18 protein-coding genes and 1 pseudogene are annotated in these 25,868 nt (G+C 70.6%); 4 read left to right on the top strand and 15 right to left on the bottom strand.

What is annotated here, in order from left to right; all coding sequences use genetic code 11:
* Nucleotides 1–9 precede the first annotated feature (9 nt).
* The 7 genes and pseudogenes from ACLQ2O_RS10365 to pyrR all read right to left on the bottom strand — a co-directional run.
* A complete protein-coding gene (locus ACLQ2O_RS10365; protein ID WP_425829723.1) occupies nt 10–1,194 on the bottom strand; it encodes a quinone-dependent dihydroorotate dehydrogenase in 1,185 nt (394 codons plus the stop codon).
* A 4-nt stretch (nt 1,195–1,198) separates the two neighbouring features.
* Nucleotides 1,199–4,525, bottom strand: coding sequence for a carbamoyl-phosphate synthase large subunit (gene carB / locus ACLQ2O_RS10360; protein WP_425829722.1), 3,327 nt, complete (start codon nt 4,523–4,525; stop codon nt 1,199–1,201).
* Complete coding sequence (carA, locus tag ACLQ2O_RS10355) at nt 4,525–5,643, bottom strand: glutamine-hydrolyzing carbamoyl-phosphate synthase small subunit (RefSeq protein ID WP_425829720.1); 1,119 nt, start codon at nt 5,641–5,643, stop codon at nt 4,525–4,527. Before carA ends, carB begins: the two co-directional genes overlap by 1 nt.
* Nucleotides 5,640–6,131: a hypothetical protein gene (locus ACLQ2O_RS10350; protein ID WP_425829718.1), complete on the bottom strand. Its 492-nt coding sequence runs from the start codon at nt 6,129–6,131 to the stop codon at nt 5,640–5,642. Before ACLQ2O_RS10350 ends, carA begins: the two co-directional genes overlap by 4 nt.
* Complete coding sequence (locus ACLQ2O_RS10345) at nt 6,128–7,438, bottom strand: dihydroorotase (RefSeq protein WP_425829716.1); 1,311 nt, start codon at nt 7,436–7,438, stop codon at nt 6,128–6,130. The genes ACLQ2O_RS10350 and ACLQ2O_RS10345 overlap by 4 nt, the downstream gene beginning before the upstream one ends.
* Complete coding sequence (locus tag ACLQ2O_RS10340) at nt 7,435–8,382, bottom strand: aspartate carbamoyltransferase catalytic subunit (protein ID WP_425829714.1); 948 nt, start codon at nt 8,380–8,382, stop codon at nt 7,435–7,437. Before ACLQ2O_RS10340 ends, ACLQ2O_RS10345 begins: the two co-directional genes overlap by 4 nt.
* A 164-nt stretch (nt 8,383–8,546) precedes the next feature.
* Nucleotides 8,547–9,110 (bottom strand): annotated as a pseudogene (gene pyrR / locus ACLQ2O_RS10335) (bifunctional pyr operon transcriptional regulator/uracil phosphoribosyltransferase PyrR); the annotation flags it as partial.
* 216 nt (nt 9,111–9,326) lie between these two features.
* Between pyrR and ACLQ2O_RS10330 the strand changes: the two are divergent.
* Entirely contained in the window at nt 9,327–9,842 is a 516-nt protein-coding gene (locus ACLQ2O_RS10330; protein WP_184795648.1) for a transcriptional regulator BldD, read from the top strand.
* 431 nt (nt 9,843–10,273) lie between these two features.
* On the opposite strand, the gene nusB is transcribed toward ACLQ2O_RS10330, so the two are convergent.
* Both nusB and efp read right to left on the bottom strand, forming a co-directional pair.
* Nucleotides 10,274–10,684, bottom strand: a complete 411-nt coding sequence (gene nusB, locus ACLQ2O_RS10325) for a transcription antitermination factor NusB (protein WP_425829712.1) — start codon at nt 10,682–10,684, stop codon at nt 10,274–10,276.
* 33 nt (nt 10,685–10,717) lie between these two features.
* Entirely contained in the window at nt 10,718–11,281 is a 564-nt protein-coding gene (gene efp, locus ACLQ2O_RS10320) for an elongation factor P (protein ID WP_425829710.1), read from the bottom strand.
* Nucleotides 11,282–11,420: 139 nt separating this feature from the next.
* Between efp and ACLQ2O_RS10315 the strand changes: the two genes are divergently transcribed.
* Nucleotides 11,421–12,251, top strand: coding sequence for a hypothetical protein (locus ACLQ2O_RS10315; protein WP_425829708.1), 831 nt, complete (start codon nt 11,421–11,423; stop codon nt 12,249–12,251).
* Between the two features lie 130 nt (nt 12,252–12,381).
* On the opposite strand, the gene ACLQ2O_RS10310 is transcribed toward ACLQ2O_RS10315, so the two are convergent.
* Nucleotides 12,382–12,816 (bottom strand): VOC family protein, encoded by a 435-nt coding sequence (locus ACLQ2O_RS10310; protein WP_425829706.1) that lies wholly within the window; start codon nt 12,814–12,816, stop codon nt 12,382–12,384.
* Between the two features lie 9 nt (nt 12,817–12,825).
* Nucleotides 12,826–14,031: a methyltransferase, FxLD system gene (fxlM, locus tag ACLQ2O_RS10305; RefSeq protein ID WP_425829704.1), complete on the bottom strand. Its 1,206-nt coding sequence runs from the start codon at nt 14,029–14,031 to the stop codon at nt 12,826–12,828.
* Between the two features lie 182 nt (nt 14,032–14,213).
* Between fxlM and ACLQ2O_RS10300 the strand changes: the two genes are divergently transcribed.
* Nucleotides 14,214–17,654, top strand: coding sequence for a BTAD domain-containing putative transcriptional regulator (locus tag ACLQ2O_RS10300; RefSeq protein WP_425829702.1), 3,441 nt, complete (start codon nt 14,214–14,216; stop codon nt 17,652–17,654).
* A gap of 1,127 nt (nt 17,655–18,781) precedes the next feature.
* Here ACLQ2O_RS10300 and ACLQ2O_RS10295 read toward each other — a convergent pair.
* The 3 genes from ACLQ2O_RS10295 to ACLQ2O_RS10285 form a co-directional block, all read right to left on the bottom strand.
* Nucleotides 18,782–19,450, bottom strand: coding sequence for a helix-turn-helix domain-containing protein (locus ACLQ2O_RS10295; RefSeq protein ID WP_425829700.1), 669 nt, complete (start codon nt 19,448–19,450; stop codon nt 18,782–18,784).
* A 1,303-nt stretch (nt 19,451–20,753) separates the two neighbouring features.
* Nucleotides 20,754–21,194: a type II 3-dehydroquinate dehydratase gene (gene aroQ, locus ACLQ2O_RS10290; RefSeq protein WP_184795656.1), complete on the bottom strand. Its 441-nt coding sequence runs from the start codon at nt 21,192–21,194 to the stop codon at nt 20,754–20,756.
* 158 nt (nt 21,195–21,352) lie between these two features.
* A complete protein-coding gene (locus tag ACLQ2O_RS10285) occupies nt 21,353–21,937 on the bottom strand; it encodes a TetR/AcrR family transcriptional regulator (RefSeq protein ID WP_425829698.1) in 585 nt (194 codons plus the stop codon).
* 67 nt (nt 21,938–22,004) lie between these two features.
* Between ACLQ2O_RS10285 and ACLQ2O_RS10280 the strand changes: the two genes are divergently transcribed.
* On the top strand, nt 22,005–24,077 hold the full coding sequence (locus ACLQ2O_RS10280; RefSeq protein ID WP_425829696.1) for a HelD family protein: 2,073 nt from the start codon (nt 22,005–22,007) through the stop codon (nt 24,075–24,077).
* 275 nt (nt 24,078–24,352) lie between these two features.
* Here the strand turns inward: ACLQ2O_RS10280 and ACLQ2O_RS10275 are convergent, their stop codons facing one another.
* Nucleotides 24,353–25,525, bottom strand: a complete 1,173-nt coding sequence (locus ACLQ2O_RS10275) for a helix-turn-helix transcriptional regulator (protein ID WP_425830935.1) — start codon at nt 25,523–25,525, stop codon at nt 24,353–24,355.
* Nucleotides 25,526–25,868 lie beyond the last annotated feature (343 nt).

Raw genomic sequence — 25,868 nt, 5'->3', positions numbered from 1 at the left:
CACGCTCTCTCATGAAGGGTCACCCGCCGTCGCGGGGTGGGAGTCGGAGGCCGCGGCCAGGCGCCGGTTGGTCGCTCGGACCAGCCCGGGGCCGCGGTAGATCAGACCGGTGTAGAGCTGCACCAGGCTAGCCCCGGCGTCGAGGAGCCGGGTCGCGTCGTCCGGGTCGAGCACGCCGCCGACTCCGATGATCGGCAGCGCTCCCTGAGTCTCGGCATGGATGTGGGCGACGGTCTTGGCCGAGATCTCGGTCAACGGCCGGCCCGAGAGCCCGCCCGCTTCGGCGGCCAGCGCCTGGTCGGCCGGAGCGAGCCCCGGCCGGCCGATCGTCGTGTTGGTGGCGATGATCCCGGCGACGCCGACGTCGGTGCAGACGCCGAGCAGCTCGTCGATCGCCGCCTCGGTCAGATCAGGAGCGATCTTCACCAGGATGGGTTTGGGGTGAGGGCCCACCGCGCCCGGCACGGCTTCGCCGGCCGACGAGGACCGGGCAGCTTCGCCGGCCTCGCGTACCGCGGAGCCGGAAGCGCCCGCGGAACCGGAGCCGCCCGCAGCGAGCGATCCCGCCTCGACGTGCAGCGCCGTGAGCAGCTCGCGCAGGTGCCCGGCGTCCTGCAGCTCGCGCAGACCGGGCGTGTTCGGCGAGCTGACGTTCACCGCGAAGTAGTCGCCGTACCGGTACAGCCGCCGCAGCGAGGTCACGTAGTCCTCGACCGCGTCCGCCAGCGGCGTCACCTTCGACTTCCCGATCGAGATGCCGAGCGGATACCCGAGATCGCCGTACGCCGCCAGCCGCTCGGCCAGCGCCGCCGAGCCGAGGTTGTTGAACCCCATCCGGTTGATCACGGCCTCGCTGTCGACCAGCCGGAACAGCCGCGGCTTCTCGTTGCCCGGCTGCGGCTGCGCCGTCACCGTGCCGACCTCGACGAACCCGAACCCGAGCGCGCGCCACGCGGGCAGCGCGATCCCGTTCTTGTCCATCCCGGCCGCGAGCCCGACCGCGCTCGGGAACCGCACCCCGAACACGGTCCGGTCCACACCGGCCGGCAGCGCGCCGTACGTCGACGCCAGCACCGGCACCGCACCGGGCACCCGAGCCAGCCGTCGCAACCCGTGCAGCGTCTGCTCGTGCGCCACCTCGGCGTCGCCACGGCCCAGCCGGTACAGCACCGGGCGGATCAGTTTGCGGTACACGCGCTCAGCTCCCGGCAGGAGCAGCGGCCGCACCCCGGATCCGCGGTACCCAGTCCTGCAGCGACCGTACGCCGATGTCGCCGGACCGCTGCGCCTCGATGCCCTGTACGGCGGCCGCCAGCCCCTGCACGGTGGTGATGCACGGGATGTTCCGCGCGACCGCCGCGCTGCGGATCTCGTACCCGTCGATCCGCGGCGACCCGCCCTGGGTGATTCCGATCGGCGTGTTGACGATCAGGTTCAGCTCGCCGTCCTGGACCATCTGCACGATCGTCGGCTCACCGTTCGGCCCGGGCCCCTGCGAGCTCTTGCGGACCGTGACCGCCTCGACGCCGTTGCGCCGCAGGACGTCGGCCGTCCCCTCGGTCGCGTAGATCTGGAAGCCCAGGTCGGCCAGCCGCTTGACCGGGAAGATCATGTGCCGCTTGTCGCGGTTGGCGACCGACACGAAGACCTTGCCCTCGCCCGGCAGCGGCTGCGAGGCCCCGGCCTGGGACTTGGCGAACGCCGTACCGAAGGTGTCGTCGATGCCCATCACCTCGCCGGTCGACCGCATCTCCGGCCCGAGCAGCGTGTCGACCGACCCGCCGTCGATGGTCCGGAACCGGTTGAACGGCATCACCGCTTCCTTGACCGCGATCGGCGTCGACGGCGGCAGCGTGCCCCCGTCACCGGTCGCCGGCAGCATGCCCTCGGCCCGCAGGTCCGCGATCGTCGCGCCGAGCATCACCCGCGCGGCCGCCTTGGCCAGCGGGGTCGCGGTCGCCTTCGACACGAACGGCACGGTCCGTGAGGCGCGCGGGTTGGCCTCCAGGACGTAGAGCACGTCCCCGGCCAGGGCGTACTGGACGTTGAGCAGACCTCGTACGCCGACGCCCCGCGCGATCGCCTCGGTGGACTCCCGGATCTTCTCGATGTCGGCGTTGCCGAGCGTGATCGGCGGCAGCGCGCAGGACGAGTCGCCGGAGTGCACGCCGGCCTCCTCGATGTGCTCCATCACGCCGCCGAGGAACAGCTCCTCGCCGTCGAACAACCCGTCGACGTCGATCTCGACCGCGTCGTCGAGGAACCGGTCGATCAGCACCGGGTGCTCCCAGGAGCCCAGTCCCCCGCTCAGCCGCCCGAGCGCCGCGGTGAGCTCCGCCTCGCTGTAGACGATCTCCATCCCGCGACCACCCAGCACGTACGACGGCCGCACGAGCACCGGGAAGCCGATCTCCTCGGCGATGGTCTGCGCCTCGGCGGCCGACATCGCCGTACCGTGCTTCGGGGCCGGCAGGCCGGCGGCCGCGAGCACCTTGCCGAACGCGCCGCGCTCCTCGGCCAGGTGGATCGCGGCGGGCGACGTACCGACGATCGGTACGCCGGCGTCCGCGAGCCGCTGGGCCAGGCCGAGCGGCGTCTGGCCACCGAGCTGCACGATCACCCCGGCGACCGGGCCGGCCTGCATCTCGGCGTACACGATCTCCAGCACGTCCTCGGCGGTGAGCGGCTCGAAGTAGAGCCGGTCCGAGGTGTCGTAGTCGGTGGAGACCGTCTCGGGGTTGCAGTTCACCATCACGGTGCAGTAGCCGGCCTCGCGCAGCGCCATCGACGCGTGCACGCAGGAGTAGTCGAACTCGATGCCCTGGCCGATCCGGTTCGGGCCGGAGCCCAGGATCAGGACGGCGGGCTCGGTGCGCGGCGCGACCTCGGTCTCCTCGTCGTACGACGAGTAGTGGTACGGCGTCGTCGCGGCGAACTCGGCCGCGCAGGTGTCGACGGTCTTGTAGACCGGCCGGATCCCCAGCGCCTGCCGGACCCCGCGGACGACGTCCTCGGAGAGGTCGCGGATCTCGCCGAGCTGCAGGTCCGAGAAGCCGTGCCGCTTGGCCAGCTTCAGCACGTCCGGGGTGAGCCGGGGCGCGGCCGCGACCTGCAGGGCGGTCTCGTGGATCAGGTACAGCTGGTCGACGAACCACGGGTCGATCTTGGTGGCGTCGAAGATCTGTTCCGGCGTGGCGCCGGCCCGGATCGCGTCCATGATCGTGCGCAGCCGGCCGTCGTGCGGCGTCCGGATCGCCTCGATCAGCGGCTCCAGCTCGGTCGCCGGCGATCCCGCCCAGGAGAACCGGGCCTCCGGCTTCTCCAGCGAACGCAGCGCCTTCTGCAGCGCCTCGGTGTAGTTGCGGCCGATCGCCATCGCCTCGCCGACGCTCTTCATGTGCGTGGTCAGCGTCGCGTCGGCGGCCGGGAACTTCTCGAACGCGAACCGCGGCACCTTCACCACGACGTAGTCCAGCGTCGGCTCGAAGCTGGCCGGCGTCTGCTGGGTGATGTCGTTCGGGATCTCGTCGAGGGTGTAACCGATCGCGACCTTGGCGGCGATCTTGGCGATCGGGAAGCCGGTCGCCTTCGAGGCCAGCGCCGACGAGCGCGACACCCGCGGATTCATCTCGATCACGATCAGCCGGCCGTCGGCCGGGTTCACCGCGAACTGGATGTTGCAGCCGCCGGTGTCGACGCCGACCTCGCGGATGATGCCGATCGCGAGGTCCCGCATGGTCTGGTACTCGCGATCCGTCAGCGTCATCGCCGGGGCGACGGTGACCGAGTCGCCGGTGTGCACGCCCATCGGGTCGACGTTCTCGATCGAGCAGATGATCACGACGTTGTCGGCCTTGTCGCGCATCACCTCCAGCTCGTACTCCTTCCAGCCCACGATCGACTCCTCGATCAGGACCTCGGTCGTCGGGCTGGCGGTCAGGCCGGCACCGGCGATGCGGCGCAGGCCGGACTCGTCGTACGCCATGCCGGAGCCGACGCCGCCCATCGTGAACGACGGCCGGACGACCAGCGGGTAGCCGAGCTGGCCGGCCGCGCCGAGCACGTCGTCCATCGTGTGGCAGATCACCGAGCGGGCCGTCTCGGCCCCGAGCTTCTCGACGATGCCCTTGAACGACTGCCGGTTCTCACCGCGCTGGATGGCGTCGACGGAGGCGCCGATCAGCTCGACGCCGTACTTCTCGAGCACGCCGTTCTCGTGCAGGGCGATCGCCGCGTTCAGCGCGGTCTGGCCGCCAAGGGTGGCGAGCAGGACGTTCGGGCGCTCCTTCTCGATCACCTTCTCGACGAACTCCGGGGTGATCGGCTCGACGTACGTCGCGTCGGCGAACTCCGGGTCCGTCATGATCGTGGCCGGGTTGGAGTTGACCAGGACGACCCGGAAGCCCTCCTCCTTGAGCACCCGGCAGGCCTGGGTGCCGGAGTAGTCGAACTCGCAGGCCTGGCCGATCACGATCGGGCCGGAGCCGATCACCAGCACCGAGTCGATATCTGTACGGCGGGGCATCAGCGGCTCTCCATCAATTCTACGAAGCGGTCGAACAGGTAGGCGGAGTCATGAGGCCCCGCGGCTGCTTCCGGGTGGTACTGGACCGAGAAGGCCAGCGGCTTCCCGTCCTTCCCCGTCAGCTTGAGTCCCTCGACGACGTTGTCGTTGAGCGACACGTGACTCACTTCAGCGGTGCCGTACGGCGTCTCGACCTTTTCGTCGACCGGCGCATCAACGGCGAAGCCGTGGTTCTGTGAGGTGATCTCGACCTTGCCGGTCGCCTTGTCGAGCACCGGCTGGTTGATGCCGCGGTGCCCGTACTTGAGCTTGAACGTGCCCAGCCCGAGCGCCCGGCCGAAGACCTGGTTGCCGAAGCAGATCCCGAAGTACGGCTTGCCCCGCTGCAGCAGCTCCTTGAGCAGCGTGGTCGGGTGCTCGGTGGTCTCCGGGTCGCCCGGCCCGTTGCTCATGAAGATGCCGTCCGGGTTCACCGCCAGCACCTCCTCCAGCGACGTGGTGGCCGGCATCACGTGCACCTCGATGCCGCGCTCGGCCATCCGCTTCGGCGTCATCGACTTGATGCCCAGGTCGAGCGCGACCACGGTGAAGCGCTTGTCGCCCTCAGCGGGTATGACGTACGGCTCGAAGGTGGTGACCTCCGAGGCCAGGTCCGAGCCGGCCATCGCCGGCTGCTCGAGCACCTTGGCCAGCAGCTGCTGCGGATCGAGGATCTCGGTCGAGATCCCGGCGCGCATCGCGCCGCGCTCGCGCAGGTGGCGGGTCAGCGCCCGGGTGTCGATGCCGGAGATGCCGACGATGCCCTGCGCCTTCAGCTGCTCGTCGAGCGAGCGGGTGGCGCGCCAGTTGGACGAGACGCGGGCGGGGTCGCGCACGACGTACCCGGCGACCCAGATCCGCTGCGACTCGTCGTCCTCGTCGTTGACGCCGGTGTTGCCGATGTGCGGCGCGGTCTGGGTGACGATCTGGCGGTGGTACGACGGGTCGGTCAGCGTCTCCTGGTAGCCGGTCATCCCGGTGGTGAAGACGGCCTCGCCGAAGGTCTCACCGGTCGCTCCGTACGACGTCCCCGCGAACGCGCGGCCGTCCTCGAGGACCAGCAGTGCGTTCTGGCTCATTTCTCGGCTCCGATCAGGGTGGTGATGGATGCGGTCAGGGCGGCGGTGTCGGCCTTGTGCCGGGGGCGGAACCCGGTGTCCAGGTCCCGGCCGTCGTGCTGCCACGTGACGACGAGCAGCCCGGAGCGGTCGGCGGTGACCTTCCCGGCGATGCCCTTGTCGGTCCGTACGCCGGTCAGGTGGCCGACCGGGATGAACACGTCCGCCGCGCCCTGGCGGTGGAAGATCAGGCCGGCCGGTGACACGGCCAGGTCCGAGTTGCTGCGGACCCCGAGCTCGTGCACGGCGATCCGGTCCATCCAGTCGCCCGCGGTCGTCGTGGCGACGTACACGCCTTCGATGCCCTCGGTCCTGTCGTCGGCCGGTACGCCCGGCAGCGGCGCGAGGTCGGCCTGGCGGGCCTTGCGGTTCCGCCAGCCGCGCAGCATGCCGTAGTACGCGACGGCGATCACCAGCACGGTGCCGGCGATGCCCAGGACGGTCTTCACTTGGCCGCCTTTCCTTCCAGTGCGGTCAGTCCGTCCAGCACGGTCGGCGTCCCGCGCAGGAAGGTCGCGACCACCCGCCCCGGCAGGGTCATCCCCTCGAACGGCGTGTTCCGCGACAGCGACGCGGTCTCACTCGGTACGACGGTCCGCTGCGCGGCCGGGTCGTACAGCGTGACGTTCGCCGCGGCGCCCGCCTCCAGCCGCTGACCGTGGTCGCTGATCTGACCGATCGCGGCCGGGCGGTAGCTCATCCGGTCGGCGAGGTCGGCCCAGGACAGCAGGTTGGTGTCGACCATCGAGTGCTGCACGACGGAGAGCGCGGTCTCCAGCCCGATCATACCGGGCGACGCCGCGCTCCACTCGCAGTCCTTGTCCTCGACCGGGTGCGGCGCGTGGTCGGTGGCGACGATGTCGATCGTGCCGTCGGCCAGGCCCTCACGGACCGCCTCGACGTCGGCCTTGGTGCGCAGCGGCGGGTTCACCTTGTAGACCGGGTTGTACGACGCGGCCAGGTCCTCGGTGAGCAGCAGGTGGTGCGGCGTGACCTCCGCCGTCACCTCCAGCCCACGCTTCTTCGCGGCCCGGACGATCTCGACCGAGCCCTTGGTGGACAGGTGGCAGATGTGCAGCTTCGACCCGACGTGCGCGTTCAGCAGGATGTCGCGGGCGATGATCGACTCCTCGGCCACGCTCGGCCAGCCGGTCAGCCCCAGGACGCCGGACAGGGCGCCCTCGTTCATCTGCGCGCCCTGGGTCAGCCGCGGCTCCTGCGCGTGCTGCGCGATCGTGCCGCCGAAGGCCTTCACGTACTCCAGCGCGCGGCGCATCAGCGCGGCGTCCCACACGCAGTCTCCGTCGTCGGAGAACACCCGGACGCGCGCGGCCGAGTCGGCCATCGCGCCCAGCTCGGCGAGCTGCGTGCCCGCGCGACCGACCGTGACGGCGCCGATCGGGAAGACGTCGGCGTACCCGGCCTCGCGACCCAGGCGCCAGACCTGCTCGACCACACCGGCGGTGTCGGCGACCGGGTCGGTGTTGGCCATCGCGAACACCGCGGTGTACCCGCCGAGGGCGGCGGCGCGGGTGCCGGTGAGCACGGTCTCGGCGTCCTCGCGGCCGGGCTCGCGCAGGTGGGTGTGCAGGTCGACCAGACCGGGGAGCGCGATCAGGCCTGTCGCGTCGATGCGCTCGGCGCCCTCGGGCGTCGGCAGGTCGTTGCCAATGGCCACGATCTCGCCGTTGTCGAGGAGGATGTCCGCCACCTCACCGCCGACGACCTTGGCTCCGGTGATCAGGTACGGGGTCATGCGGTGGGCTCCTCGGTGGTCGTTGTTTCGTTCGTTCCTGACAGCAGCAGATAGAGCACGGCCATGCGGATCGCCACGCCGTTGGTGACCTGCTCGACGATCACCGAGCGGGTCGAGTCGGCGACCTCGGCGCTGATCTCCATGCCACGGTTCATCGGGCCGGGGTGCAGCACGATCGCCTCGTCGGGCAGCTGCGCCATCCGGTGCACGTCGAGCCCGTAGCGCCGGGTGTACTCGCGGGCGCTCGGGAAGAACGCGTCGCCCATCCGCTCCCGCTGGACCCGCAGCATCATCACCGCGTCGCTCTTCGGCAGCGTCGCGTCCAGGTCGTACGACGTCGTGCAGGGCCACCTGGTCATGTCGACCGGCAGCAGCGTCGGCGGCGCGACCACGGTGACGTCGGCGCCGAGGGTGGACAGCAGCAGCACGTTCGAGCGGGCGACCCGGGAGTGCAGGACGTCGCCGACGATCGTGATCCGGCGCCCTTCCAGCGAGCCGAGGTGGCGGCGCATCGTGAACGCGTCGAGCAGGGCCTGCGTCGGGTGCTCGTGGGTGCCGTCGCCGGCGTTCACGACCGAGCCGTTCAGCCAGCCGGAGGTCGCCAGCAGGTGCGGCGCGCCGGACGACCCGTGCCGGCAGACGACACCGTCGGCGCCCATCGCCTGCAGGGTCAGCGCGGTGTCCTTCAGGCTCTCGCCCTTGCTCACGCTCGAACCCTTGGCGGAGAAGTTGATCACGTCGGCCGACAGCCGCTTGGCGGCCGCCTCGAACGAGATCCGGGTCCGGGTGGAGTCCTCGAAGAACAGGTTCACCACCGTGCGCCCGCGCAGCGCGGGCAGCTTCTTGATCGGCCGGTCCGCCAGAGAACGCATCTCCTCAGCGGTGTCCAGAATCAGGTGCGCTTCGTCCCGCGACAGATCGCCCGCACTCAGCAAATGCCTCACCGCGCCTGCACCTCCTGGTCAGTCGTGCTCTGCTCGCCGGAGGCGGTCGGACCCGAACCGGCGGAGGCGGGGGCGGTGCCCTGCCCCTCTCCCCCTGCAGACCGGCCGCCGGAGGCGGTCGGACCTGTACCGGCGGGGCGGCGGTCGGGCGCCGGCTTGTCGGCGATGACCACGGCGTCTGCCTCGTCGTACTCCGACAGGTGGACTGTGACGCGTTCCACAAGGGAGGTCGGCAGGTTCTTGCCTACGTAGTCGGCGCGGATCGGGAGCTCGCGGTGGCCCCGGTCGACCAGGACCGCGAGCTGGACCGCCTTGGGCCGGCCGATGTCGCCGATCGCGTCCAGCGCGGCGCGGATCGTCCGGCCGGAGAACAGCACGTCGTCGACCAGGACGACGACCTTGCCGTCGATCCCGCCCGGCGGGATGTCGGTGTGCTCCAGCGCGCGGGCCGGCTTCAGACCGATGTCGTCGCGGTACATCGTCACGTCGAGTGACCCCGTGGGCACGCTGCGCCCTTCGACCGCGGCGATGCGGTCGCGGATCCGGGCCGCCAGGCCCACACCACGGGTGGGGATGCCGAGCAGAACGACCGGGTCGGCACCCCGGTTGCGCTCGAGGATCTCGTGCGCGATCCGGGTCAGTGCCCGGGAAATGTCGGATGCATCAAGAACTGTGCGCGGCGCTGCGTGCGAGTCGGACGACTCGTGCGTAGTCGGGGCAGGGTTCATCGCAACCGTTCCTCCTTTCCCGCCTCACCGGACGGGTCTTTAAAGGACGTTCGGACCACTTGACATGCTATCGGAAGTGACACGCCGTCTTGACGCTGGCCTCCGGCCCGGAATATTGTTACTCTGTGTAACCGTGGGGGGTTTGGCCAACGGTCCATACCTAGGGGCCGTTGGTTTTCACCACGAAATGACCACAAGTCGGAGGGAAGAACCAGCGTGCCTAGCGAATACGCGAAGACACTGGGTGGCAAGCTACGCGCCATCCGCCAGCAGCAAGGACTGTCGCTGCACGGCGTGGAAGAGAAGTCCAAGGGTCGCTGGAAGGCGGTCGTCGTCGGCTCGTACGAGCGTGGCGATCGGGCCGTCACGGTCCAGAAGCTCGCGGAGCTCGCCGATTTCTACGGCGTGCCGATCCGTGAGCTGCTTCCTGGATCAGCCAGCGCGGCCGCCGCGGCAGCCGCTCCGCCCAGGTTGAAGCTCGACCTGGAGGCTCTGCAGCACCTCGACGCGAGCGAGGCCGGTCCGCTCACGCGGTACGCGGCCACGATCCAGGCTCAGCGTGGGGACTACAACGGAAAGGTCCTGTCGATCCGGCAGGACGACATGCGAACGCTCGCCGTGATCTACGACGAGTCGCCGACCACACTCACCGAGCGCTTCATCTCGTGGGGCGTGCTGAACCCGGAGGCGAAGGGCGACGTCGACGACGCGTCCGAGGCCGCCGGAGCCTGAGCAGTACGGCGTGACCATGACGGTCGGGGCTCGTAGCAGCTTGCCCACGGCCGCCTGCCCGCCCCACTTCACTGTGGTGGGCCACCTGAACGATCTGCTGTCAGCAGCTGGACGCGCCCGTCGCTCGCCCAGCTGACCCGCAAGTCCTCGGCGCTCCACGGCCGGGGAACCACCTTTGTCGCACGCCAAGCGCAGACCCTGAATCCGCGCGCGACGTACGGGTCGATGTTGAACGCAGGAATCAGTGAGGAAGAGCTGCACACAGGCAGCACGAGCCGGCACCGTTCGCGGCTCGATCAGGCCGGGGCCGTTCCCCCCGCGCCGCACACGGGGACGCCGAGTCGGCCCGGCACCGCACCGAGGCGGTACCGGGCTCAGCTCACCAGTACGTGCCACCTGAGACGTCTCAGGCGGCGACGGCGTTCAGGCGCTCAGACGCCCAACGTCGGCTTCAGCTGCAGCAGTCGCGCCAGCAGCCCGTTCACGAACGCGGGCGACTCGTCGGTCGACAGGTCCCGCGCGAGCGACACCGCCTCGCTGACCGCCACCACGTCCGGCACCTGCTCGTCGAAGAGCAACTCGTACACGCCGATCCGCAGGATGTTGCGGTCGACGGCCGGCATCCGGTCCAGCGTCCAGCCGACCGAGTGCGTCCCGAGCAGGTCGTCGATCGCACCGATGTGCTCCGCGACCCCCTCGACCAGCGCCACGGTGAACTCGTTCACCGGCGGGTCGTTGTCGGCCACGCGGTCGGACAGCGTGCCGCCGACCGGCAGGCCGCGCACCTCCGACTCGTACAGCACGTCGAGCGCGCGCTTGCGGGCCTTGCTACGGGCAGACATGTTCGGTTGTCAGCTCCAGCCGATGACGGGCGGTCAGGACGTGACGCGGCCGAGGTAGTCCCCGGTCCGGGTGTCCACCTTGACCTTCTCGCCGGTGGTCAGGAACAGCGGGACGTTGATCGTGTACCCGGTCTCGAGCTTCGCCGGCTTGGTGCCACCGGTGGAGCGGTCGCCCTGCAGGCCGGGCTCGGTGTACTCCACGGTGAGCTCGACCGAGGCCGGCAGCTCGACGTACAGCGGGAGCTCGTTGTGCACCGCGACGATGGCGTCCTGGTTCTCCAGCAGGAAGTGCGAGGCGTCGCCGACCGTCTCCGGCTGGATCGACAGCTGCTCGTAGGTCTGCTTGTCCATGAAGACGTACGCCGCGCCGTCGTTGTACAGGTACGTCATGTCGCGCTTGTCGACGTTGGCCACCTCGACCTTGACGTCGGCGTTGAAGGTCTTGTCGACCACCTTGCCGGACAGCACGTTCTTCAGCTTGGTCCGCATCACGGCACCGCCCTTACCGGGCTTGTGGTGCTGGAACCAGACGACGGACCACAGCTGCCCATCCAGGTTGAGCACCATGCCGTTCTTGAGGTCGTTCGTCGATGCCACGCGTGGGAACCCTTCGAAATCGATCAGCGGTACACCGGATTGTAGCGGTCGGGATGCCGATCGGCCGATTCGTCCTGACCCGGTGGGGCCTACGCTGGAGACGGCAGGTACGTCAGCACCGCCGAGAGAGGGTCGCCCGATGGTCGAGTTCTTCATTCCGGTGATCGTGGTCATCGTGATCATGGTCGTCAGCCGGCGGCTCAAGGCACAGGGCAACGAGAGTGCGAGGGCCGGCACCCTCACTCCCCGCATGCAGCGAATGATCGAGAAGATGCAGGCCCAGCAGGGCTTCCAGCAGCCGCCGCCCCAGGGCCAGTTCACGCAGCCCGCCGACGGCCACGGCAGCCCGGGCTACGCCGGCTCGACCGTCCAGAGCTCGGCGCAGATGGCCGGCCTGCACAACAGCCAGTACCACGGACCGACGCCGTACGCCGGGGCTCCGACACAGGCCCAGCCGTTCTCCCAGCCGCTCGCCCTGCCGGGGCAGTTCCAGCCGCCGGCGCCGTGGTACCCGCCGCAGGGTCAGGCCCAGCGCGCCGTTCACGCCAAGCCGTCGCAGCGCGACCTGGACCACCGGGTCCGCGAGATGATGCAGGCCGGGAACGAGGTCGGCGCCGTCCGGCTGCTCTGCGACGAGCAGGACCTCGGCATCATCGACGCCCAGAAGCGGGCGCGGGCGCTGGTCGCGCCGGCCGGTGGCAACGGCGGCGGCAACGGTGGGGACGGTCGCGACCGTGAGGCCGCTGGTTCGTCGACCTCCGACGGCGCTCCGGACCAGGAGACCCGGTACGTCGGCTCAGCGGCGTTCGCCGACTCGCTGTTCGACGCCAACCACGACGACGCGGAGCGCTGGGCCAGCGGGTGGGTCGACAAGCCGGAGGCCGACGACCGCTCCGACATCGACGAGCTGTGGAAGACCGTCCGCGAGCGCGGGCTGTCGGGCCCCGAGCAGGGACGCGACCGCTCGTAGGCACTCAGAGCCCGGAGCGCCCGAACCTCGTAGCGTCCGAAGAACCCGCTAACGTCCGAAGAACCCGAGGCTATAGAGCACGGTTCTTCGGACGCTCGCCGGTTCTTCGGACGTTGCGAGGCCGCTGCTCTCAGTCGAGGCAGAACTCGTTGCCCTCGATGTCCTGCATCACGATGCAGGACTCGTTGATGCCGTCCGCCTTCATCACGCGCTCGACCACCGCGCCGAGCGCGCCGAGCCGCTCGCTCTCCGCCTGGAGCGTGGCGAGGCGCTCGTCCCCCACGAGCCCGGTGCCGACCCGGACGCAGAGGTGCACGCGGTTCTTGACGACCTTGCCCTCGGGGACCCGCTGGAAGAACAGCCGCGGGCCCTCGCCGGTCGGATCGACGCAGGCGAAGGCCGAGCCCTGCGCGTCCGGCGGCAGCGAGCTGTTGAACTCGTCCCAGCTGGCGAACCCTTCCGGGGGCGGCGGTACGACGTACCCGAGGATCTCGCACCAGAAGCGCGCCACGCGCTCGGGATCCGCGCAGTCGAAGGTGACCTGGAACTCCTTGACCGATGCCATCGGCCCAGCCTAAGGCGTCCAGATCGGTGTGACGACGCAGTTTTTGGTCCGGAAGTGCTGGCCGGGCGGGAGATCCGTCGTACCAGCTGGGTGGACAAGGAAGACCGGGTCGGGGTTGCCTCGCCGTACGGCGTCCCAGACCCTGATCTGCTCGGCGACCGCCTCCGCGAGCGGGACGGCGGCCGGGCCGTGCGCGCGGACACCGATCTCGAGCAGGTTGCGGGCCGGGCCGGGCTGGGAGGTGAGGTAGGCGAGCGTCCCGTCGCGCACGACGGCCGCGCCGCCCCAGCGCAGCGTCGGCCGTACGAGCCGCTTCTTCACCGCGGTGGAGCTGGCCGACATCACGCAGTACTCCTCGAAGACCGACGCGAGCCACAGGTCGAGCTGGCAGAACGGCTCCTCGCGATCGAGCAGGACCCGCGTCCAGCGGACGAACGCGCGACCGTCCAGCGTCGGTGGATCGATGGTCTGGTCCGCGTCCATCCGCAGGACGACGTCCTCCCCCGCGACCGGCACCACGTGCTCGTGCCCGGCGCCCACGCCCTGCATCGAGACGAACCCGCAGATCACGCTGCTTCGGCTCCGCAAAGAGCCGTCGGTCTGGAGGTCGAGCGCCAGCGACCGCGTCTGGCCGCGGACCCGCAGCGGTACGACGATCCGCCCGCCCGGCGCCAGCTGCTCCAGCCAGGCCGGGGCGATGTCGCCCGCCGTCACCGTCACGACGATCCGGTCGTACGGCGCGTTGGGCGGCCAGGCTGCGATCCCGTCGGTCCGGACGACCTCCACCGCGTCGTACCCGGCGGTCGTCAACGTCGCGCTCGCCCGCTCGGTCACGTCCGGGTCGATGTCGATCGTGGTGACCTCGCCGCCGGGCTTGGCCAGTTCCCACAGCAGCGCCGCGTTGTAGCCGCCGGAGCCGATCTCCAGGACGCGGTGGCCGGGTTCCACGCCCGCCTGCTCCAGCATCAGCGCGACGATCGACGGCTGCGAGACCGAACTGATCGCGACGCCGGCCGCGTTCTGCTTCATCAGCACGACGTCGTCGGCGTACGCGGTCTCGACGGACACGTCCGGTACGAAGACGTGCCGCGGAACCTGCCCGAACGCGGCGGCGACGGGATCGGTGGAGAGCGCTCCCTGCTCCGTCAGGATCGCGACCAGGCCGGCGCGCAACGCTCCCGCGTACTCAGAGTCGTTGCCTACAGCATCCATCATGCCCACCGCACCGGTCCGGGGAGTGCCCTCGAACAGTCCACCCTAGTAGCACCGGCCCGCTGATCGCGCTCCCTCACGGGTGGCAACCGGCGCGCCGCGGCCCGTGACGAAGATGACGCGAGCAGCCCTGACCGCGCCGCGCCCGGCGTGGGAGGATCTCCAGATGGCGGTTCGGCAAGGTGGTGAGCACAGTGCACCGAGGTAATCACCGACTCGAGGTCCGGGTGCTCGGCACGGTCGAGATCATCCCGAAGCCGACCTCCGTTCCGCCGTTCGCCGCCGCCGATCTCGCCGACCACCAAGCCGGCACGACCGCCGAGGACTCGACGCCTCCCTCCGGCTCGGTCGTTTCCCCGCTTGCCGCCGCCGATCCCGCCAATAACCAAGCCGGCCCCACCGCCCAAGGCTCGGCGCCCGCCTCCGACTCGGTCGTTCCCCCGTCTGCGGCCCCCGATCCCGCCGACCACCAAGCCGGCCCCACCGCCCAGGACACCGCTCCTGCCGCGAGCACTCCTGACTCCGCCGGCATCGCCGTACGACAGCCTCTGGTGCGAGCCCTCGCCGTCCGCCTGGCCTTGGCCCGCGGTGAAGCTGTCTCCGACGAGATCCTCGTCCGCGATCTCTGGGGCGACGAAGAACTCTCCCGCCCGTCCGCTCGTTTGCGCGTCCTCGCCTCCCGCCTGCGCGGCGCGCTCGGCGAAGAGAGCGCGACCCTCGAAAGAACAGCCGCCGGATTCCGCCTCGACGCGATCGCCGCCGACCTGGCCGAGGTCGAACGCCGAGTCGCCGAGCTCGAGACCGCCCGACGTACAAGCCGCTGGCCCGACGTACACACCGCGGCCGCCGCGGCCCTCGACTGCTGGCGCGGCGACCCGCTCGAAGGCCTCCCCGACCTTCCGTTCGTCGTCGCCGAACGCCAGCGCCTGGAGTCCCTCTGGGTCGAGCTCCGCCTCGACCGCGTCGAGAGCGGGCTGGAAGTCGGTGCCACCGGCATCGACGAAGAGCTCGAGCAGCTGATCGGCAAGCACCCGCTGCACGAACGGCCGGTCCGCCTGGCCGCGACTGCCGCCGTACGGGCGGGAGATCTGCAGGGAGCGCTCTCCCGGCTCTCCGACCTGCACGAACGCCTCGCCGACGAGCTCGGCATCGACCCCTCCCCCGAAACCGTCGCCCTCGAGAACCAGCTCCGCAGCGGCAGCGCCCTGACGCCCCGTTTCGCGCAGCAGCCGCCGATCACCGTTTCGTTGCCCCAGGCCCATAAGGCGTTCGTCGGGCGCGACCTCGAGTACGCCGATCTGCTGGCGCAGGTCAGCGGCGAGAGCCCGTACGCCGGGGTGGTGACGCTGACCGGCGGCGCCGGCGTCGGCAAGACCCGCCTCGCCCGGGAGGTCGCCTGGCGCGAGAGCGCCCGAGGTCGCCGCGTCGGATGGGTCGACCTGGGCCCGCTGGGAACAAGCGACAGCCTGGTCGCCGTACTGGCAGCGATCCTGGGAGTCGACGGCAGCTCCGAGGATCCGCTGGCGCGATGTGCCGACGAGCTGGCCGGCGGGCTTCTCGTGCTGGACAACGCCGAGCACCTGGTGGAGAACACGGCCGCGCTGGTCGAAGCCTTGCTGAAGTTCGGTGAGGCGACGTCGATCATCGTCACGTCCCAGCGGCTGCTGCGCATCTCCGCCGAGGAAGAACGCCGCGTCGGCCCGCTCGACGCCGCCGCGGCCGCCGAACTCTTCTGCGACCGAAGCGCCACCGACCCCGGCCCCGAGGTCGACGCGATCTGCGCCGCCGTCGACCGCCTCCCCCTGGCGATCGAGCTCGCCGCCGGTCTCACCCGCACCCTGTCGGTCGCCCAGCTCGCCGAGCGCATCGACAACCGCCTCCGCCTCCTCGTCCGCGGCCCAAGAGACGCCGGCATCCGCCACACCAGCCTCCGAGCCGCCCTCGACTGGAGCCACGAACTCCTGGAGACACCCGAACGGGTAGCCCTCAGACGACTGGCAGTCTTCGCGGGCGGCTTCACCGCCGAGGCCGCGCACGCGGTGATCGCCGACCAGCCGGGGCTGACACCTCCGTCCGCCTTCACGGGAAGCCGACCGGCGACCCCGTCGCCCTTCTCCCCGGGGACATCCGCAATCCCATCCGCCCTCGCCGAGCGCGCCGTCTCCGAGCCCGCCGCCCCCGCCGAGCGCGCCACCTCCGCCTCGACCTCCGCCCCCGCCGAGCGCGCCACCTCCGCCTCGACCTCCGCCCCCGCCAAGCCCGCGGAGCAGCCCGCGCAGCAGCCCGCGCAGCAGCCCGCGAGCATCTCACCGGCGAGCGCCACCGCCCCCGCCGCCCCATTCGGCAACATCACCGCCGGTGCCCAGGCCGACCCCCGGGCCGATTCTCCGGCGGCCGCTTCCGCGTCCCCGGATGCGGGCAGCGCCGATGCTCGCACGCCGTCGGCGACCGGGCTCCCCGACGTACTGGCACCGACGGACATCGCCGAGATCCTGGCCGAGCTCGTCGAGCGGTGTGTGCTGACGGTGGAAGGTGGAGCCGAGGGAATTCGGTTCCGGTTGCTGGAGACCGTCCGCGACTACGCGTTCGAGCGCCTGCGGGAAGCCGGTGAGGAGGAAGCGCTGCGCGGCCGGCACGTCGAGTGGTACGGCTTCTTCGTCCGGCAGTTCGAGGGCATGGGCGCCCGGAACAACACCGGCGTCGGCGCCGAGGAAGCCAACCTGCTCGCCGCCGTCGACTGGTGCCTCGGCGAAGGCACCCAAGCCGAGAAGGTCAGCGCCCTCGTCTCCCCTCTCTGGTGGTACTGGCCAGGACGCGGCCTCATGCTCGAAGCCTCGCAATGGCTCGAACGTTCCCTGGCCGAGCTCCCGCCGGACTCCGAGGAGTACGCCGCCGGGCTGAGCACGCTCGCGAGCCTGACCCGCAACCGAGGCCTGATCCCCGAGGCGAGATCCATCGGAGAGCGCTCCCTGGCAGCGTTCCGAGCCCTCGGCGACGAGGAACGCGTCACCATCGGCCTGATGTCCCTCACCCGAACCTGCCTCGCTCAAGGCGACATGGTCGCGACGCTCGCCCACGCGGAGGAGGTCGAGCAACGCTGCCGAGCCGACGACCGCGTCACCCGCCGAGCCCGCGCCTCAGCCCTCAACTACATGGGCCTGGCCCACCGCAACCTCCGCCACGCCCCGCAGGCAACCGCCCTGTTCGAAGCCGCCCGCGACCACTGGCAGGAGATCGAGGACTTCGGCGGCGTCGCCATCGCGATGGAGAACCTCGCCATCGTCGCCCGCCAAACCGGCCAGCACGAACTCGCCCGCACCTGGGCGATCGAAAGCCTCCGCCGAGCCCGACAAAGCGCCTTCTCGATGGGCATGTGCGGCGCCCTGGAGTCCATCGCCTGCCTGGCCGTAGCCCAAGGCCGCCCCGAGGAGGCCCTCCAGCTCCTCACCGCCACCGACACCCACCGAGACAAACTAGGCCTCCCCGTCCAGGTCCCCGATGAACTAGACGACCTGGCCTCCGCCCGCGCCACCGCGTACGCCGCCCTGGGCCGCAAGGCACCCCACATCGCCGACACCGCCCGAGACCTCCCCCTCAACACCCTCGCCGACCGCTACCTCACCTGACCCCGTACGACGGCAACCAGCCCACATCGCACAGCACGACCGATCCTTCACGCCCACCGGACTCGGGGCCCCTCAGTCACAGCCGGGTGATCACCCACAACGGCCGGCCAGCCCACCTGCCCCCGCACGCCCGCACCTCGCACGACACCGCCGGCCCCGTGCCGCCGCCGCTCACACCAGCCAGACACCGATGCCTCGGCAACACCCCCGACTACCCAACCCGCCAGTCACCGTCCGCGCGAGCATCCAGCGCCCCGCCCGGCCCGGGCCGTCACCGCCGGCCCGTTCCAGCGGCCGGCCGGCACACCAGCAGTCCGGCCTTGCCCAGGCGCCGGCCAGCCACCTACCCCCGCACGCCCCGCACCCCGCACGGCACCGCCGCCGCCCGCGCGCCGCCGCTCACACCCGCCAGACACCGGCCTCTCGGCAATACCCCCCAACCGCCCGCCCGTGCACGCCAGCACCTCGCCCCGCCTCGCCCCGCCCCGCCTCGCCCCGCCTCGCCTCGCCTCGCCCGGCCCGGCCCGGACCAAGCATCACCCGGCGGCCCGGCTCCAGCGAAGGCCGGCCGACACACCAGCAGTCCGGCCTCCCCGGCGCCAGCTGGCCGCGACAACCCGGCCTGGTGATCGGTGGGCAGCGCGTACAGGCGGTGCCATCCGACTTTTGCCAGAGCCCAGACGGGTCTCCGGCTCGGTGACGCGGGCTTTCAGTCGATCGCCAGCCGCTGGGTGATCCAGGTGTTCATCCCCACCCGGCGTCGCCTGCGCCTAACCGGCGGCGACCCACGCCGGCCAACGGGCGGCGGAGTTCCCCCGCTCGGCGTCCCCGGCGCCTGGCCAGCGGCCCGCCAATTCCCGCCCGACGCCCGACGGGCGACCCCACGTCGGTCAACGGTCGGCGGAGTGCCCTCGCCCGGCATCCCCAGCGCCCGGTCGGCGAACTGCCCATCCCCCGACCGCCCGGTGGCCACGTCCGCCCGACCGCCCGGTGGCCCTGCCCGCCGGGCGGTCGGCGTACTGAGGACGGCGCAGTCCGCGTCGTCCGGAGTTGCTCCTCCCGGCGTCACCCTCCAGCGCCGGGTGGAGATGGTGGCGCGGCCGCCGGTAGTGGCCGGCGGCCGCGGGTCAGATCAGGCCTTCGCGCAGGGCGTACGCGACGGCGTGGGAACGGTTGCGGAGCTGCAGGCGGCTGGTGACGTCGTGGAGGACGTTCTTCACCGTGCGTTCCGAGTACGACAGCTCGCGCGCGATCTCCTGCGTGTCCTTGCCGTCGGCAACGAGTCGCAGGACCTGCGTCTCGCGCTCGGACAGCCCCGTACGGGACAGACCGCGCGGCGCCAGGACGTGCCGCTGCATGCGGGAGACCTGGCCGAGGAGCCGGCCGAGCAGGTCCGGCGGCAGGCTGCCGTCACCCGCGGCGGCGGTCTGCAGCAGGTGGACGATCCGGTCGGCGGTGGCCTCGGCGCGCCGCAGTACGCCGGAGACGCCCAGCTCGACCGCGGTCATCAACGCGTCGTCGTCGATCGTGCTGCTGATCAGCACCGTACGACGGCAACCGCGCTGCGTCGCCGACCGGAGCACCTGAACCGCGACCGGGTCGAGCGAGTCGACGGCGATCAGCGCGACCACTGGCGGGGCGGGGCGCTGATCGTTCGGCTGCTGGATCCCCGGCAGGTCGGCGTCGCTCAGGAGAGCGATCTCCGGGCGAGGCCTGAGCGCGTGCACCAGGCCGAACTGGGAGAGCGGATCTGCTGCCTTCACCCAGACGGGTATCCGGCGCTGTTTCACAGGCATCACTCCCCCAGAGTGTTGAACGGAACGGATCGCATCCGCAGTCACGGGAACCCCCAAGCTCGTCGATTCCGTCGTGATCCCGAACGCGCTGCCCTTTCAGGCAACTCCGACGCTCACCGCCGGCCGCCGCGGTCGTGCCTTGTGGTCCCCCGAAGGACCTCCGCAAGGTTCGACTGCCACGGCCGGCGGCTTGCGCCGTTCCCCCGGAACCCCGACCCAAAACCCACCCTGCCCGCTCCCCGTTTCACCGGCGTCTCACACCGGTTTCATGCCCTCCCGACCCCCAGGTCTGCCCCACCACCCTGCCCCCGAGGTCAACCCATCGGGCAATCCGCCAGGCGGTGCAACCCCCGCGGAACGCCGCTGGGTCTGCCGGACGCCCCGGTGGGGCCCGCCGGCACGCCCGGTCGAGCCCGCCGGTGCGACGGCCGCAGGTCAATCCGCCGCGGAAGGCGTGCAGGACGCGGCCACGGCCGGCGGCACGACCAGGAGGCTGTCGACGCGCAGCAGATCCCTTGCACTCCGATCGCCAACGCGCTCCCGGCACCGGCCGGTGGACCCGCTTGGTGTCGCGACCCGGTACGCCGCGTCGTGCGCGATCCGCTCGACGACACTCCGTGCCGACTGGCTCGTTGTTGGACGACTGACACGATGTACCGCGTCAGTCGTGACAATAGGAAGCAGTCGTCCAAAACGGCATCAGTCAACGATGCCCAGGGCCAGTCCGATGCCGAAACGACAGTCGGGGCTGGGGCCCCGCATGGGCAGGGCCGATGCCGAGACGATGTCGGGGCCGGGACGGGTGGCCCAGATTCGGGTCGGGCTGGAGGGCGGCGCCGGAGGCGGGGCGCGGAAGGCCGGAGTGCCTTGTCGGATGGCCGACGCCCACCACCGTCCAAGGCCGCCGCCGCGGCTGCGCCCGCACATGCCTTGAGTCGATCTGTGGGACTGTTAAACGGTGGTGGGCGTCGGCCGACCGCCACTACTGATCAAGGCCACAGTCGTCGCCGTCGCCATGCTTACGCGCGCCTTGGCCGTGCTTGTCTGCGGCGGTTAGTCAGTGGTGGGCGTCGGCAAACCATCGGCTGTACCGGGTGCGTGGGGCAAAGCGCGCGGTGGGCGGCCGTCGGTCGGCGGGAGCCGACTGGATGCGTGGGGCAAGCACCCGGGTGGGCGTCGGCGGACCATCGGGCTGTGCTGGGTGCACGGGAGCGAGGCACCTCATGGGCGGCCGATGCTCGGCGGGGCCGATTGAGTGCGTGGGGCAAGGCATCCAGTCGGTCGGCGGGGCGGGCGGTTGTGGCTAGTCGGTGAGGGTAGTGAGGGCGCGGAGGGCCAGGCGGTAGGAGTTGAGGCCGAAGCCGGCGATGGTGCCGGTGGCTACCGCGGCTACGACGCTGGTGTGGCGGAACTCCTCGCGGGCCGCCGGGTTGCTGATGTGGATCTCGATCAGCGGGGCGGTGCGCTGGGCGCAGGCGTCGCGGAGGGCGTACGAGTAGTGGGTGAAGGCCGCTGGGTTGAGCACCACCGGGTACTTGTGGTCGGCGGCCTCGTGGAGCCAGCCGACGAGCTCGGACTCGTCGTCGGTCTGGCGGACCTCGACGGTCAGGCCCAGGTCGGCGCCGGTCTTCTCGCAGTCGGCGACGAGGTCGGCGTACGTCGTCGCGCCGTAGACGTCGGGCTCCCGGGAACCGAGGCGGCCGAGGTTGGGTCCGTTGAGTACTAGCACCTTGCGCGCGGTCACGGGGCAACCCTAGTGCCCGGTACGGCGAACGCCCGGACGGCCTGGCGGTTCGACGCGGTAGAAGCCCGGGCTTCGGCGTCCGCCAACGCCTGGGCGGCGTAGCGGTGAAACGCGGTGAAAGCCTGGGTGCCTTTGGCGACGGCGAACGCCTGGGCGAGCTAGCGGTTCAACGCAGTGAAGGCCTGGGTGGCCTCGGCGACCGCGAGAGGGTGGCGCGCGTCGGCGGGCTGGCCGTTGGCGAGGGAGTGCCAGTTGCGGTGGGCGAGGATCTGCTGGGTGGAGACGAGGTACGCCGCCTGCAGCTCCGCGTCGAGGTCAGCGCCGAGCGCCTCGGTCAGGGCTGCCTGGTCGGCGACGACGAACTGGTGCAGGTGGGTCGCCAGCGACGGCGTACCAAAGACCAGGCGGTAGTAGGCGATGACGCCGGGGTGGTCGTTGAGGCCGGTGACCGGGTCGCGGCGGTCGAGGCCGTCGAGGAAGTGCGCGAGCAGCGCCTCGGGGGCTGACAGCGCGGAGGCGGTGACGACGCGGGCGGCCTCGTGGGCGTGGTCGGCGAAGCGGTGGAGGACCAGGTCCTGCTTGGTGGCGAAGTACTTGAACAGGGTCGGCTTGGAGACGTTCGCGGCGGCGGCGATGTCGGCGACCGACACCTGGTCGAAGCCTCGGGCCAGGAACAGGTCGATCGCCACCTGGGACAAGGCGTCGTGGGTCTGCTGCTTCTTGCGCTCACGCAGTCCGGTCACGGCTCGACTCTAGCGTGGGTGTTAACCTGGGCAAAACATTAACCGGGTTAATCTTTTGGGGTGACGAGTGCGAGGGCTGGAGGAGGAACGCCGGTACGCCGAGCGCTGCCGCGACGCTCTCCTGGCGATGATCTCGGGCGCGCGGGACAACGTCGTGGTCGGCGAGGACACCTGGGGAGACCGCTACACGGCCGAGCGGCTCGGGTACTACCTGAAGAGCCTCGCGCGTCAGTTGGCGGACGAGGCGGGTGGGCCGCCGTTCTTCGGGCTGATCGGGTATCGCGACGACGACGAGGCGCAGGAGCATCGCGGGCAGCGGTACTACCTCGGCCGACGGCACGTCTCGGACGCGATCGGCCGGCCGCCGCTCGTGATCGACTGGCGCGCGCCGGTCGCGACGAGCTTCTACCAGGCGACGGCCGAGGATCCGCGCGGTGTCGCCGTACGGCGTCGCTTCGGCTGGGCCGGCGAAAAGCTGACGAGCATCGAGGACGAGCCGCTCGCCAGAAGCCGGTACGCCGGAGAGCGCGATCCCGGCGAGAACGCGGCGCGCGGGCCCCGGAGCGGGAGCGGGGCCCGGAGCGCGGCCGACGCCGGAGCGGGGCCCGGGCGCGACGCCGAGGCGGGGACCGACGCTGCGAGGAACGACAGGGTCGGAGGCATCCTTCGGGCTGAGATCGAGCGCCCCCGCGTCGGCCCGATGCGGGACATCGTGGCGACGATTCAGCCGGAGCAGGATCGGTTGGTGCGGGCCGGGTTGGAGGAGTCGGTCTGTGTGCAGGGGGCGCCGGGGACCGGGAAGACGGCCGTCGGGCTGCATCGGGCGGCGTACCTCCTCTACGCGCACCGGGCCAGGTTGAAGCGTGGCGGAGTGCTGGTGCTCGGCCCGAACGCGACGTTCCTGGAGTACATCTCGGCGGTGCTGCCGACGCTGGGTGAAGGCGATGTCGAGCAGACCACGATCGGGGAATTGCTTGCCGTGGGCATCGATTCCACGGACGGCCCGGAGGCCGCCGCGGTGAAGCACGACGCACGGATGGCGGGAGCACTGAAGAGAGCGCTCTACGGGCGAATCTCAACGCCGGGAGAGGCGGTCGTCGTTGCCGACAGCTCCTACCGCTGGCGGGTCGATCAGCACGAGTTCGCCCAGATGGTCGAGGAGGCCCGGAGCGAGGCGACGTCGTACGGCCTGGGTCGGGAGCGGGTGTTCTCACGCGTGATCGCCGCGCTCCAGCGGCAGGCCGAAGCGCGGGGCCAGAACTGCAACCGGGTCTGGCAGCGGCGGATGGCTCGCGCGGTGACGCCGGCGGTGGATGCGGTGTGGCCGACCGCAAAAGCCGACGAGGTGCTGGCGCAGTTTCTGAGTGAGCCGGCGGACGACGCGTTCACAGCAGAAGAGCTGACCGCGATCCGCTGGCCGCGGCGGCGGAAGGCGAAGTCCGCGCGCTGGACGGCCGCGGATGCGGTGCTGCTCGACGAGTTGAGCGCACTGGTGAACCGGGTGCCGGGCTACGGACAGGTGATCGTCGACGAGGCACAGGATCTGTCGCCGATGCAGTGCCGGGCGATCGCCCGGCGCAGCGAGCACGGCTCGCTGACCGTGCTGGGCGATCTCGAGCAAGGGACAACACCGTGGGCGGCCCTGAGCTGGCCGGAGCAGCTCGGGCACCTGGGAAAGCCGGAGGCGGAGATCGTCACGCTGACGACCGGATACCGAGTCCCGGCCGCGGTCGTCGCGCTGGCGAACAAGTTGCTGGAGGCACTGGATGTCGGCGTGCCACCGACGAGGTCGTTCCGCAGCGACGGGTGGTTGAGCGTCGAGAAGGTGACGGACCTGGGGAGGAGTTGCTCGGACGCCGTACGGATGGCGTTGAAGGAGGAGGGCTCGATCGGGGTGATCGTCGCCGACGAGAGCGCGGCGGGCATCGAGGCGTCGCTGCAGGTGCAGGACGAGCGAGTGACCGTCGTACCGGCGGGGCTGGCGAAGGGACTGGAGTTCGATCACGTGGTCGTCGTCGAGCCGGCGGACATCGTCGACGGTGAGGAACGCGGGTTGAACCGACTCTATGTTGTGCTGACCAGGGCGGTCTCCCGGCTCGAGGTACTGCACCGCCGGCCGCTGCCGGAGGCGCTGCGGTAGGCGAACCGCCCGCCGGGTGCCGGACTCTTCCCCGGTATGAGCACACAAACGGCGGCGTTGGAGGTGCGGTGGATGCGGCGAAGAGCCGGGGCGGTTTCGGCCGAGCTGGGGACCGACCAGGAGATCTGGGCCGAGCTGCGCGAGGGCGACGAGGGTGCGCTGACCGCCTTGTTCCAGCGGCACGCGGATGCCGTGTACAACTTCGCGTCCGGCGTACGACGTCCTGGTCGGCGGCTGAAGAACTGGTTCCACTACAGGTCCGTGTATCCAGTGGCTCAGGCTGAGGACTGGAGCGCCTCGTATGCGTCCCGTAGGTCTCTGGCCTCAGGCACACCGCCTGCGTCCACAGCCTTGATGACTTCCTTGGCCCGCCAGAAGTTGGACGGCACCAGGCGACCCGAGTTGATCGCCTCCAGGGTCTCGCCAGTGGCTTCGTCAGGCTTGCCAGCGGCTAGGAGAGCTAGGGACAGGTCGAGCCGTGCAGACGCCGCCCGGCGGAGTCGTGGGACCCCGTATGAAGGTGACTCAAGTTCCCTCAGAAGCTGCCGTAGCAGCGGCTCAGCCTCTGGATCTCCGAGCCATGACAGCGTCGTCGCGATGTACGCGCTGCTCTTGCTCGGGTCGTAGCGGTAGTGATGCTCAGGGCGGTCAGGGACCTTCAGCGGAGACACCAATTGCTCGACCCTGGACACGACCTTCAGTGTCTCCCTGCTGTGCCCCAGGCGGGCCTGTGCGCGCCCTTCCTGAGCGGTGGCTTGGATGAACGCCGACGACCCTTGAGGAGCGACGGCCTGAGCTGCCTGGCTGAGCTTCACGGCCTTGCGGTAGTCGCCGTCAGTGACTGCCTGCCAGGCCTCAGTTTCGAGGCACCACCCCGACAGTTCCGGATGTTCGCCGTGCTCGGCCAGAGACGCGGCGGTCTTCAGCCGGGCGGCTGAAGCCTTCCGCTGGTCCAGGTCGAACGAGCACGTAGCAGCGAGCAGGGACAGCCATGCGCCCGTCGTGAGCAGGCGCCGGTGTTCGTCGAGGGTCATGCGTGCGTCGAGAAGCTTTCCGATGTAGCTCAAGTGCCGTTTGACGCGCGGCAGGAGGAGATCCGGGGCCGTGGTCGGGTAGGCCGTCGCCAGATCGTCTACAGCGCCCTCCAGCCGCAGCAGCGTGATCGCGCCGACGTCGGACGCTGCGACCCGGGCCCGCAGTTCCAGGGCCTCTGCCTCGTCCTCGTCAGAGACAGGTGAGGCGAGCTTGACCAGGTCGTCGAGGTCGGCGAGGGACATCCCGAAAGCCAGAGCGATCCACTGGAGCCAGTACCTACGCGGCCGGCGCTTGCCCTGCTCCCAACGGGAGATCTCGTTACGGGTCACGGCAGGGTTGCCGGACACTCTGGCGAGCGTCTCAGCTAGTTGGGCCTGGCTGAGTCCTCGCTCCGCGCGTAGCTGAGCGATCAACTGCCCGATCAAGTTCTGCCTCCAGATCCGACCTTTGGCCCCCAGTTTGGCACCTCCCTGCGATTGGGGCACGGCTGAGGATGAGGACATGCAGACAGACACGGGGCGAGGAGCCACAGGCGGTCTGGAGTGGGCAGGGCAACCGGACGAATCCGGTTGCGCCTGCGACGGCAAGAATCCGATGACAGGCCGCGGCTGTGTTCTCGGTCATCACAACGGCTACCACCGCGACTCTGCCGCGGCTGAATGGCTGGACGAGTAGACCGGCGGGGCGTGCGTGCTGAGTATGCGCATCCGCGCCCGTCCCGTCTTCCAACTCCGGGAGCCATTCCCTTGCACGCGC

This window comes from Kribbella sp. DT2, from assembly GCF_049844575.1.
In the GTDB taxonomy this organism is placed as follows: Bacteria; Actinomycetota; Actinomycetes; order Propionibacteriales; family Kribbellaceae; genus Kribbella.
The sequence above is the reverse complement of the archived record's forward strand: the minus strand, read 5'-3'. Positions and strand labels throughout refer to the sequence as shown.